At 68.7% G+C, this 11,133-nt stretch carries 10 protein-coding genes; 7 read left to right on the top strand and 3 right to left on the bottom strand.

Annotation, left to right across the window (positions count from 1 at the left end):
- Positions 1-222: 222 nt before the first annotated feature.
- Complete coding sequence (locus tag ABEE00_RS06085; protein WP_345744210.1) at positions 223-996, top strand: hypothetical protein; 774 nt, start codon at positions 223-225, stop codon at positions 994-996.
- Here ABEE00_RS06085 and ABEE00_RS06090 read toward each other — a convergent pair.
- The 3 genes from ABEE00_RS06090 to ABEE00_RS06100 form a co-directional block, all read right to left on the bottom strand.
- Positions 979-1,623, bottom strand: a complete 645-nt coding sequence (locus ABEE00_RS06090; protein ID WP_345744211.1) for an AfsR/SARP family transcriptional regulator — start codon at positions 1,621-1,623, stop codon at positions 979-981. The two genes, ABEE00_RS06085 and ABEE00_RS06090, sit on opposite strands and share 18 nt — an antisense overlap.
- Positions 1,624-1,779: 156 nt before the next feature.
- Entirely contained in the window at positions 1,780-2,037 is a 258-nt protein-coding gene (locus ABEE00_RS06095) for a hypothetical protein (RefSeq protein ID WP_345744212.1), read from the bottom strand.
- 7 nt (positions 2,038-2,044) lie between these two features.
- A complete protein-coding gene (locus ABEE00_RS06100; RefSeq protein WP_345744213.1) occupies positions 2,045-3,124 on the bottom strand; it encodes a hypothetical protein in 1,080 nt (359 codons plus the stop codon).
- Between the two features lie 200 nt (positions 3,125-3,324).
- On the opposite strand from ABEE00_RS06100, the gene ABEE00_RS06105 reads away from it, so the two are divergent.
- The 6 genes from ABEE00_RS06105 (at position 3,325) to ABEE00_RS06130 (ending at position 11,044) form a co-directional block, all read left to right on the top strand.
- Positions 3,325-5,241, top strand: a complete 1,917-nt coding sequence (locus ABEE00_RS06105; RefSeq protein WP_345744214.1) for a phage tail sheath C-terminal domain-containing protein — start codon at positions 3,325-3,327, stop codon at positions 5,239-5,241.
- 22 nt (positions 5,242-5,263) lie between these two features.
- Positions 5,264-5,806 carry a phage tail protein gene (locus tag ABEE00_RS06110; RefSeq protein ID WP_345744215.1) on the top strand — a complete coding sequence of 181 codons (543 nt, stop codon included), beginning with the start codon at positions 5,264-5,266 and terminating at the stop codon, positions 5,804-5,806.
- 10 nt (positions 5,807-5,816) lie between these two features.
- Entirely contained in the window at positions 5,817-6,587 is a 771-nt protein-coding gene (locus tag ABEE00_RS06115; RefSeq protein WP_345744216.1) for a T4 family baseplate hub assembly chaperone, read from the top strand.
- Between the two features lie 1,075 nt (positions 6,588-7,662).
- Positions 7,663-8,856: a Pvc16 family protein gene (locus ABEE00_RS06120; RefSeq protein WP_345744217.1), complete on the top strand. Its 1,194-nt coding sequence runs from the start codon at positions 7,663-7,665 to the stop codon at positions 8,854-8,856.
- Positions 8,853-10,811 (top strand): ATP-binding protein, encoded by a 1,959-nt coding sequence (locus ABEE00_RS06125; RefSeq protein WP_345744218.1) that lies wholly within the window; start codon positions 8,853-8,855, stop codon positions 10,809-10,811. Before ABEE00_RS06120 ends, ABEE00_RS06125 begins: the two co-directional genes overlap by 4 nt.
- The gene (locus ABEE00_RS06130) at positions 10,808-11,044 is read left to right on the top strand and encodes a hypothetical protein (RefSeq protein ID WP_345744219.1); all 237 of its coding nucleotides are present in this window, start codon (positions 10,808-10,810) and stop codon (positions 11,042-11,044) included. The genes ABEE00_RS06125 and ABEE00_RS06130 overlap by 4 nt, the downstream gene beginning before the upstream one ends.
- The last annotated feature ends 89 nt before the right edge of the window (positions 11,045-11,133 follow it).

An 11,133-nucleotide genomic window follows, 5' to 3' on the forward strand; every position in this document is an offset into this window, starting at 1 on the left:
ACATGAAGGAAGGGCGCCACAAGGTTCGGTGACGTTTGGTTGACGGGTCGGCGGTCATATAGGGGGATGGACCCTCAACGGCAGCGGATGCGAAACCAGAGAGCGAACCGTCAGTCGGAGCGACGCCATGTGCCGGGGCTCGCCGCGACGGATCGTGTGGGCCTCGATGGACAAGTGTCGGGACTGGCTACGCCCGGTCTCTCGCAACAGCAGCGGGGATGGGTGTCGTGGAACTTCTCTGCGGTTCCGGTGCAGGCCCAGGGCGTCGCGCCGAAACCACCGACAACGCCGCCGGCAGTGTTTCATCCGGGAGTAATGCACGAACATCAGCCCAGCGGCAGATGGCGTGATGTGAGGCAGGATCCTAAGAGCGGTTTCCTGATAGGCCTGGTTTGTGGGCAGTTCGATCCACAGGACGTGATCGCGATCGCGGTCAGTGAGGAACTCGGCGACAAGCCGATCGCCCGCAAGCACGTCGACTGGTACCTGCGCGACGGGTACGGCAACGACTACAACGAGGATGCCAACCTTTCTGCACTGCTCACCCGAGACGTCAATGTGCAGCACGAAATCCTGAAAAGGATCCCGCCCGGACGAAGCAGCGGAGTCACCTCGTTCCACATCACCATCACGCAGAGCCTCTACACTGACCAAGACCTGCGCTTTGCGTTCGGTGCTATCGACCGACTGGATGTGGAGGTTGACTTCTCCGCGGGAACGGTGCACGCCTGGTTCCAGGACCGCTACGAATGGCACCCGTTCTACGAGTTCTTCAGCGTATTTTCTGGTGACGTGCCGCGAGAGACGAACTGTCTCCACGCCGCGTTTGTTGAGATGAAGAACCTCGGGTTCGCTAAGGATTTCTGGATGAAAGGCGAGGCGACCGTCCCGCTCTCGCTGATCAAGGAAAGCACGCAAGGGCGGTGCAGCTCTTGGTCGGTGTCGTCCGGTGCGGCGCTGCGCCGCCCTGACAGTGCTTCAGCATCGGATGAGTGAGGCGGGGAGCAAGCTTCGCAGTTCGGGCGTCGGCTCCAACGCGATCTCCTGCAGAAGGATGCTGCGGCACCGTTCGTATTGCCTTGCAGCCTCGCACCTGTTTCCGGCGGCGATGTGCGCCCTGATGAGGGTGGCGTGCGCGCTCTCTCGGAGTGGTTCGGCCTGTACCGCGGCCAGTCCGGCCTCGATCGATTCCCCATACCGACCCGCGCAGGAAAGGCGATCGCAGAGCGATTCCAGCGCGTGTAATCGCAAATGGTGATGGCGCTCACGATCCGCGATCAGCCAGTCGTCGTACCAGTCGGGGAGCAGGTCGGCGGAGAGCTCGGCACACACCTGCGGGGTGAGGAGTTCGTCGCACGGCGTATGTCGGTCGAGGAGCCGGTGAGCCCTTTCCTGTACACCGAAGAGGTCCACCGTCACCCCCGGGGCGAGCTGCAACTGGGGCGCCGAGCCCTTCACGGCGCACTCGCACGACTTGTGAACGCGCCAAAGTGCCGACCGCAGATTTGCCGCCGCCTTGGCCGGAGGAGTATCAGGCCACAGGGATTCCGCCACGTGGGAGCGGGTGAGGGGGCGCCGTTGAACTGCCAGGAAGGCGAGCAGCCGTTGGGCGCTACTGATCATCGGAACCAAGGTGTCGTCGACGGTGACGGTGCATCCTCGCAGCAGGTGAACGCTTATGCTGCGGGCTAGTTGTGCGCCCATCGTGCCTCCCCCCGGAGATGCGATGCATCGACCGCAGGATAGGGGTGCCGTTGTGAACCGGCTATCAGCCGCGCGTCACTGCTCCGTCACCGGGCGCTGGGGGAATAGGGCATCCGGAGGCGGCAGTCGGTCGAGCCAACCGCGCACCACTTCGCATACCTCGTCGGTGCTTGCAGCCATGGCGACCGACTGATCCTGCCGGTCGCTGACTTCGATGATCCTGACGCGTAATCCGTTCACGTGTCCTGCCTCTCGCCACGCGCGCAGGATCAGGACGTTGGCGCTCCCGCCCCGGGATGCGTTCACGGCGCCATCCTTCTGTTCCTGCGTCACGGCAGCGTCACCGGAACCGCGGCGAACGTCGTTTGCCGTACGTGGACGGGCAGTTGTCGCAGTTCAATTCCGGGAAGAGGGTTTCCCTGAACAGATTGGTGATCATTGTGTTTCGTGGCACGAGACCCATGTAGCGTCCGCTCCGGGTCACGGCGATGTATTCCGTGTCGGTGCAGAAGATTGACCGCAGCCTCTCCTGTTCGGAAAGGGACTCATCCAGAGCCTCTCTGTGCAGGAAAGCACGGAACAGATCGTTCAGTCTGGTGATGCTGACGGTCTTCGGGCCGTGCTGCCTCTCGAGTTCGCTCATTTCCTGGAGGAGAACCTGTTCGGCAGCATCGGGTCTGCGTACGGTGCCGGTGAAAGCCAGCCTCGGGTCCAGGGGCCGGAGTTCCGCCGCCGTTCGCGGTGGTTCGGTCGGTGAGCACGGCGGGAGTGCCAAGTTCCACCGGGCCGTGGTGACAGCGGCTGTGTCGAGGGCATTGCGCAGCGCGCTGTCGGAGGCGGTCAACGCGCCCAGCATGAGTCCAGGTTGAGCCCAGCCCTGGAAGACTCGGGGGTGGCCCGCGTCCGTGGCGACGAAGGCGATCGCCCGAGGTCTTCCGCGGCGCTGCGCGCCGGCGCAGACGACGGCGAGGCGGGTCTCCCACCACGCAGTACCGTCCTCCAGATCGATGACGGCAAGGTCGTTCTTGGCGAACGCCTCGACTGCCATGAGCACGTGGGGGCCGCCGGGCTGGATGTCCAGCCCCTCGGAAGCGCCCATGTTGCGTGGAATATCGCCGCTTGGCGCCTGCTCGGCTGCGGATTCGGCGACGGCGCCGAAGTTGAGCGTGAACCCGAAGCCGCCCAGGGATCCGCCCCCGGCCGCGACGTTCTCCAAGAGCATCAGCAGCACCGGCAGGGAGGAGATGGCCACGAGGCCGATCAGGACACCGGGCTGCAGCCCTTCATCGGGCCAGTCGGCGAACGCCCGGAGGAGGAAGAAGCCGGTGACCTGGATGATGAGCAGGACCGCGCTCGTGAGCAGGGCCGATCCGGGGCCGAAGGGCCAGAAGCGCCAAGTGTTCTGCCGGAGTTGCTGCATGACCCGCCCCCTTGTTCCGGCGGTCACCTTAGGCGGCGCCTGTCAGCGGGGCGTCAACGCCCTGTCACCGGCCGGACTGAAGCCGCTGCCTGCGGTTCCAGGCTGTACGTCCCAGCGGCGATGGTGACAGCCGATTGATGCGATGGTGACGTGCTCCTCGCACGATGAGCGGACGGGAAAGCCAGGCAGGGGAGCAGGCCATGGCAGTGAACGTGTCCTATCCGGGCGTGTACATCGATGAACTGCCCAGCTCGGTCCGCACCATCACCGGGGTGAGCACGGCCGTGGCCGCCTTCGTCGGCCCGGCGATACGCGGGCCCGTCGACCGTCCGCGGGCCATCACCAACTGGTCGGATTTCGTCCGGATCTACGGCGACCGCTCAGACCGGAGCCTGATGAGCTACGCCGTGCTGCACTACTTCCAGAACGGCGGCTCCGCGGCCGAGATCGTCCGTGTCGCGCCCACGGCGCGCGCCGCGGTGATCGAACTGACGGACAAGATCAAGCTGCGGGCACGCGCTGTCGGCGCGGAGGGCAACAAGCTTCGCGCGCGGGTGAATTACCCCGCCGACCCGAAAATGTACGTCCTGAGGATCAAGAAGAGCGACGGCACGCCCTCGGAGTACACCGTCAAGGCCGATGCGAAGGCCGATGAGGACGGCAGCCTCTGGAAAGTACTGGCGGCGGACGACCAGGCCCCGGTCGTGCCGGCTTCCGGCAACCAGCCGGGCAAGCCTCCGGAAACCTCGCAGCCGGCGGCAGCGGGCGACGAGTTCGGCGTGGCCGATGTGCACAAGGGCGTGGGCGGCCGGGACGGCGCCGAGAAGGCGTCGCTGCGTCTTCCCATGGTGGACCCGCAGGCCCCGGGGGAGGCGGGCAAGACGAAGTACCTTCCGCTGCGGGCCCGCGACCCCGGTGCGTGGGGCAACGAGCTGACCGCCGAAGTCGACCACGCGACCGGCGACCCGGGGCCCGGCGAGGCCGGCAAGCTCTACAACCTCACCGTCCGTGATGACGCCACCGGAGCAGAGGAGATCTTCCGCAACATCGTCGCCGACAGGGAATCCCCGCGCAGCCCCGTCCGTGCGCTGGAGGCGTCCCAGCTTGTCGCGGCCGCGTCCGCCGTAGGAGCCAAGGAGGACCTTTTTGTGCGGCCGGATGAGACAAAGGAGAACCCGGTCAAGGCGACGGGCGGGAGCGACGGACCGGCCGTTGACGACACGGACTTGAGGGGCAGCGACGGAGTGGCCCGCAGCGGCATCCCCCTGCTGCGCGAGACCGATCTGTTCACCATGCTCTGCGTGCCCCCGGTCGCCCGGGACGCAGCGCTCTCGGACGACTTGCTCCTCGAGGCGGCCGCCCTGTGCACCGAGCGGCGGGCCGTCCTCCTCATCGACGCCCCGTACAAGTGGACCAGCGTCGATGACGCGGCAGCGGGTGTCGGCGCCCTCCGCAACGCCGTCGGCTCCCATGCCCGTAACACCGCTGTGTACTTCCCTTGGCTCAGGATGGAGGACGCGCACGGCGGCCTCACGGACTTCCCGCCCTGCGGAGTCCTCGCCGGGGTGTGGGCCCGCACCGACGGTGAGCGCAACGTCGCCAAGGCCCCAGCGGGCACGGAGGCATCCCTGAACGGCGTGGCCGAGTTGGCGGTCAAGATGACCGACAGCGAGAACGGCCGGCTCAACCCGCTCGCCGTCAACTGCCTGCGGACGCTTCCCGGCGCAGGCACGGTCGCCTGGGGCAGCCGCACACTGCGCGGTGCCGACCGGCTCGCCGACCAGTGGAAGTACCTGCCGGTGCGCCGCACCGCGCTGTTCATCGAGGAGAGCCTGTACCGGGGCACTCAGTGGGTGGTCTTCGAGCCGAACGACGAACCCCTGTGGGCGGCGATCAGGCTCAATGTGGGGGCCTTCATGAACACCCTTTTCCGGCAGGGCCTGTTCAAGGGAAGCACGCCCCAGCAGGCGTACCTCGTCAAGTGCGACGGGGAGAACAACCCGCAGAACGACATCGACCGCGGGATCGTCAACATCCTCGTCGGCTTCGCCCCGCTCAAGCCGGCGGAGTTCGTGATCGTTCACATCCAGCAGATATCGCCGGCGCTCCAGGTGTGACAGGTGTGAGGGGGCAGGTGTCATGGCACAGTTCACGGTCAACGCGACCCGGGTCGATCCGTACAAGAACTTCAAATTCCGGGTGATGTGGGACAGCCACTATGTCGCCGGGATCAGCAAGGTGAGCCCGCTCAAGCGGACCACCGAGGTGGTCCCGCACCGAAACGGCGCTGATGCGAGTACCAGCAGGAAGAACCCGGGCCGGACGGAGTACGAGGCGATCACGCTGGAACGGGGCGTGACCCACGACCCGGACTTCGACCGATGGGCCAACAAGGTCTGGGACTACAACAATGCACGGGGGCCCGACACCGAGCGTACCCAGGAGATGTCCCTTGAGGACTTCCGTAAGACCATCCAGATCGAGGTTCTGAACGAGGCCGGCCAGGTCGCCCTGAGGTACGAAATCTACAAGTGCTGGGTCTCCGAGTACCAGGTCCTCTCCGACCTGGATGGCAATGCGAACGCCGTCGCCATCCAGCACATCAAGCTGGAGAACGAGGGCTGGCAGCGCCTCACTGACGTGCCAGAGCCCAAGGAACCGGTCTTCGAAGACCCGGCGTAGGGCGTGACCCATGACCACCCCGCCCGCGCCCGCCGAGATTCTGCGCTCCTGGGAGTACGCGGCAGACCGCCCGCAACCTGCCCGCGCGCTCGCGCTGCTGTGCCTGTCGCGTCCTGGCGAGCGGGCCGATGACTTGGCGCTGCTGAGTCCGGGCCGCCGGGACGCAGCCCTGTTGGACCTGCGGATGCGGCTGTTCGGCCACCGTGTGGTCGCGGTGGCCCGGTGCGGTGCGTGCGGAGCGAATCTCGAGCTGGCCTTTTCACTGGCCGATGTCCGGGTCTCGGAAGGAGAAGCAGCTGGGGACGGGGTGGTCGCCCCTGAGGAACCCCTCCCGGAGGGCGAGGAGCTGGAGGCCGACGGATACCTCCTGCGGTTCCGGCTTCCCGACTCCCGGGATCTGATGGCCGCGCTGTGTCCCAGCGACCCCGCCGCCACCCGCACCCACCTCCTGCGGCGCTGCGTACTGGCGGCCCATCGCGGGCAGCGGGCCGTACCTCCCGGGGCGCTGCCCGCGGCTGTCGTCGAGCGCCTCGAAGCGCGCATGGCCGAGCTCGACCCGCAGGCCGATGTCCGGCTCTCGTTCGTGTGCCCCGACTGCGGGGCCGTTACTGAGCAGATGTTCGACATCGCGGCGCATCTGTGGAGCGAGGTGCATGCCTGGGCCCGCCGCACGCTGTGGGACGTACATCTGCTGGCGTCCTCATATGCGTGGAGTGAGCAGGACGTCCTTGCGATGAGCCCCGCCCGCAGGCGCTTCTACCTGGAGGCGGTGACTTCGTGAGCGGCTATTTGACCGGCCTCGCCGTACGTAGCCTCGGCCCCGGCGCCGATGCGGACGGTGGACCGGGCGCGCCAGGACTGCTGCGGCCTGCCACGGCCACCTGGTACGCCCCGGAGGCGGCGTACGACACCTCGGCGTACGACGAAGCGGCCGACTGGCCCGAGGACGGGGCGATGCCTCAGGAGCATCGGGGGCCCCAGACACTCGGGGCGCCACCGGTGCCCAATTCTGGTGCCCTGCTTGAGAGTCCGCCGCCGCACCCGACCCCGGACCCGGCCGCAGGCGCAAGCCCTCCCGAGCCGGATGAGCTGTCGGCCGGAACAGACGGCACGGGCCCCCGAAGCCGCGCCGCAGCGATCACGACTCCACATCTGCCACCAGTGCCGTCACCATCGCGACCTGTCCGACCCGGTGCGGTGGAGCAGGTGGTGCCCGAAGAGTCGCCGCCCGACTCCGCCGACCGTGCGCCGTCGCCTCTTCGACAGGACCGGTGCTCAACTCCCCGTGAGACTAACGGGGTTGGGACCCGGCAGCAGGAGACGGACCCACCGCGCGGGGCCCGCAGCCCGGGTGGTGACACTGGAGTGACCCGCAACGGCAGTGGCCCCAGTGGGACCGCAGCGCCTTCCATCGCGCCGGATCCGCCCACGGACGCTATGCTCACGGAAGCCATGCCCGCGGGGGGACAGGGCGACTTGCCAGCCGCCGCCGAGCGTTCGACCGGTCAGCGGGCGCACCCGGAACCGCAGGTCCCCGCCGCGGCGGCCACAGGCAGCGCGGGAGGCGGCGCGTCCGTTTGCCTTGAGGAGCGCGCGGCCGCAATTTCCGCGGAATCGCTGACGCCCCCGCCGGAGACGCCGACCCTCCTCCCGGTGCCGGGGGCTCCGAGGCCGACTTCGAAGCCAACTCCCTTGGCATCCACAGCGGATGAATCTCCTACGGTCCAGGTGACCATAGGACGGATCGAGGTGCGTGCCGCTCCGCCGCCGGCGCCCGCCTCTGCGCCGCGCCGCACCCCGGCACGGCGCGCGGGCCCCAGCCTCGCCGAGTACCTGCGGGCACGCGAGGGGGGCCGATGAGCAACGCCCACGCGGTGGCGACCGTGACGGCCGCTCTCCAGCACCTGCTCACCGCCGGTCTGCGGCACTTCGCCATCACCGGCGAGGTCACAGCCCGGCCGCCTGACAAGGCCCGGCGTTTCGACAACAACCAGCTCAACGTCTTCCTGTACCACGTGAGCGTCGACCCGGCCCTGCGCACCATGAACCCGTCCGGCCTGCTGCCGGGCGAGAGCGGCTTACCGTCGCTGCCCCTCGCCCTGCACTACGTCATCAGCGCGTACGGGGAGAACAACGACGACATCGAGGCCCACCGGCTGCTGGGCCGGGCCATGAGCGTGCTGCACGACCATCCAATTCTGGGGCCTGTCGAGTTCACCGCGCTGGTCGGGGAGACGGACCTCGACCTTCAGGTGGAACGTGTGCGCGTCACGCCGCAGCCGCTCGGCGTCGAGGAGATGTACCGGCTGTGGATGGCTTTCCAGACCCAATACCGGATCTCTGCCGCGTACGAGGTTTCGGTGATCCTGATCGACAGCACTCGCCCTCACCGGACCCCTCTGCCGGTACTCGCCAGGGGTGAGAACGACGGCGGTGTCACCGCGCAGACTGGTGTGGTGGCGCCCTTCCCGGCGGTGGATTCCTACCGCACACCGTCAGGGCGCCCTGCCGTACTGACCGGCGACCAGGTGACGCTGGCCGGCCACCATCTCGCGGACGCGCGCACGGTGCGCTTCCGGCACCGCCTGGCCGCACCGGAGACGGTGGTGCCCACCACCGTCTCCGCCGATTCCGTACGGGTCACCGTGCCGCAGACCCTGCCCGCCGGACTGTGCACAGCCGAGGTGCTCTTCGACGGGGACCGAGCGAGCAACGAGCTGCCGGTGCCGCTGGCGCCACGGGTCGTCAACGGGCTGCCCGCTCAAGTGATCCGGACCGCCACAGGCTCCGTACGCGTCGAACTGACCTGCCTGCCCGCCCCCGTGACAGGGCAACAGGTATCCCTGCTGCTCGGCGAGCGGCAGATCGCCGCGGAACCCCAGGGTGCGGGTCCGGGCGCCCCCGGTCCTGGGACCGCGTTCACGGTCGAGCGCGCGGAACCGGGGGAGTACCTGGTGCGGGTGCGCATAGACGGCGTCGACAGTCCGCTGATCGACCACAGCGTCTCCCCGCCCGCCTTCGACGGCACTCAGAAGGTGACGATCGCATGAGCGCCGACGACGAGTACCTGGCAGCGGCCCTGCACTGGCTGCGCCTGCGGCTCGCGGCGCCCCCGGTCGCGCTCGCGAAGGAGCCCGAGACCACGCGCGCCAACGGTTGGTGGCGCCGCCAGGCCCCCGCGCGCTCGGAACTCCCGCGCGGCTCCCCGTCTGGGGAGGAGACCGAACTGGCCGCCGCCGAGCAGGCCATGCGCGAAGCCGAGCGCAGCACCCCGGCACCGTCCCTGGTCCGCCTCGGCGACCTGCTCGGACTGAGCCGCTTCGAGCGGCATGTGCTGCTGCTGTGCGCGGCCATGGAACTCGACCCCGGAACGGCGGCGCGCTGCGCCACCGCGCAAGGCGATCCGGGCCTGGCGTACCCGACCTTCGCACTCGCCCTGGCCACGCTCCCCGAGCCGGCGTGGGACGTGGTGTCTCCGCATCGGGGACTGCGCCGCTGGCGGCTGATCGAGATCGCACAGGCGCCGGGCCGGCCGCTGGTCACCAGCCCGCTGCGGGCCGACGAGCGAATCGTGAACTATCTCAAGGGGCTCAACGAACTCGACAGCCGCTTCGAGTCGTTGCTGACCCCTCTCGCCGCCGCACCCTCGCTGCTGCCCGCCGGTCAGCTGCCGGAGGCGCTGGCCTTGCACGAGACCTGGGACCCCGCCGTCGTGGTCCAACTGCTCGGCCCCGACAGCACGGGAAAGCACCTGTTCGCGGCCGCCGCCGCGGACGTCCTGTACCGCGTACCCGCCGACGCTCTCCCCGCCGATGCCGCCGAGCTGGAGGCGCTGGCCCGGCTGTGGTCGCGCGAGGCGCTGCTGCTCGATGCCGCCCTGTACATCGATGCTGACGAGTGCGAGGCGGCCGAGAGCGTCACCCGCTTCCTGCGCCGCGCCGGGGGCCGACTGTTCCTCGGAACCCGGGAATACCGCACCGACTTGGACCACCCCTGTGCGGTCATCGACATCGCGCGGCCCACACGCTCCGAACAGCGCGACGCCTGGGCCGGTGCGCTCACACCGGAGACCGCCGGCATCCTCGCGGGGCAGTTCGACCTGAACCTCGCCGCCATCGCCCGCATCGCACACACCGTCCCCGGCACGGCCCCCGACGCCCTCTGGGCGGCCTGCCTCGCGCACACCCGCCCCCGGCTCGACGCACTGGCCCAGCGCATCGACGCGAAGGCCGAATGGCCTCAACTGGTCCTGCCCGACGACGAACTCGCCTTGCTGCACGCCATCGCCGCCCAGACGGGTCTGCGCAGCAAGGTGTACGAGGACTGGGGCCTGGGCGCATCGACGAGCCGCGGCCTGGGCGTGAGCGCGCTGTTCACCGGACCCAGCGGAACGGGGAAGAGCATGTCGGCGGAGATACTCGCCCGCGAACTGCACCTCAACCTCTACCGGATCGACCTGTCCGCGGTGGTCAGCAAGTACATCGGCGAGACCGAGAAGAACCTGCGCCGCCTCTTCGACGCCGCCGAGGAGGGCGGCGCGCTGCTGTTCTTCGACGAGGCGGACGCGCTGTTCGGCAAGCGCAGCGAGGTCAGGGACAGCCACGACCGGTACGCCAACATCGAGGTCAACTACCTGCTCCAGCGCATGGAGGGCTACCGGGGTGTGGCCGTCCTCGCCACCAACATGCGCAGTGCGCTGGACCCCGCATTCCTGCGCAGACTGCGCTTCGTGGTCACCTTCCCGTTCCCCGCGGCACCGCAGCGCCGGGCCATCTGGGCAGGTGTCTTCCCGCAACAGACCCCCACCGACGGCCTCGACCTCGACCGCCTCGCCGACTTCGCGGTCACCGGTGGCACGATCCGCAACATCGCCCTCAACGCGGCCTTCGCCGCCGCCGCAGACGAGAGCGCCGTGACCATGCCGCACGTACTGGCCGCCGCGCGCACCGAATTCCGCAAACTCGAAATACCGGCCCGTGAGCGTGACTTCGAGGTGAGGGCATGAGGATCAGGTTGCATATCGACGAGATCGTCCTGGACGGCCCGCCCCTCGATCGCAGCCAACTCCCGGCGCTCCACGATGCCGTGGTGGCCGCGCTGACCGGCTTGCTCGCCGCACAGCCCGCAACAGTGACGGACACGGCCCGCATCCGGACCCGCATGCCCGCCCCCGCCGCTTCTCCGACGGCACTCGGCGGCCAGATCGCGGCCGCGGTCCATCAGGGGGTGACCCGGTGAGGTCCGCTCCGAGCCCCAGCACACCGAGCGGCCGTGCCCTGTGCGGACGAGTCGACTCCTCCCGTGACAACGCCGGGAGCGAGTCTCAC

This window comes from Streptomyces odontomachicola (assembly GCF_039605595.1).
GTDB lineage: Bacteria > Actinomycetota > Actinomycetes > Streptomycetales > Streptomycetaceae > Streptomyces.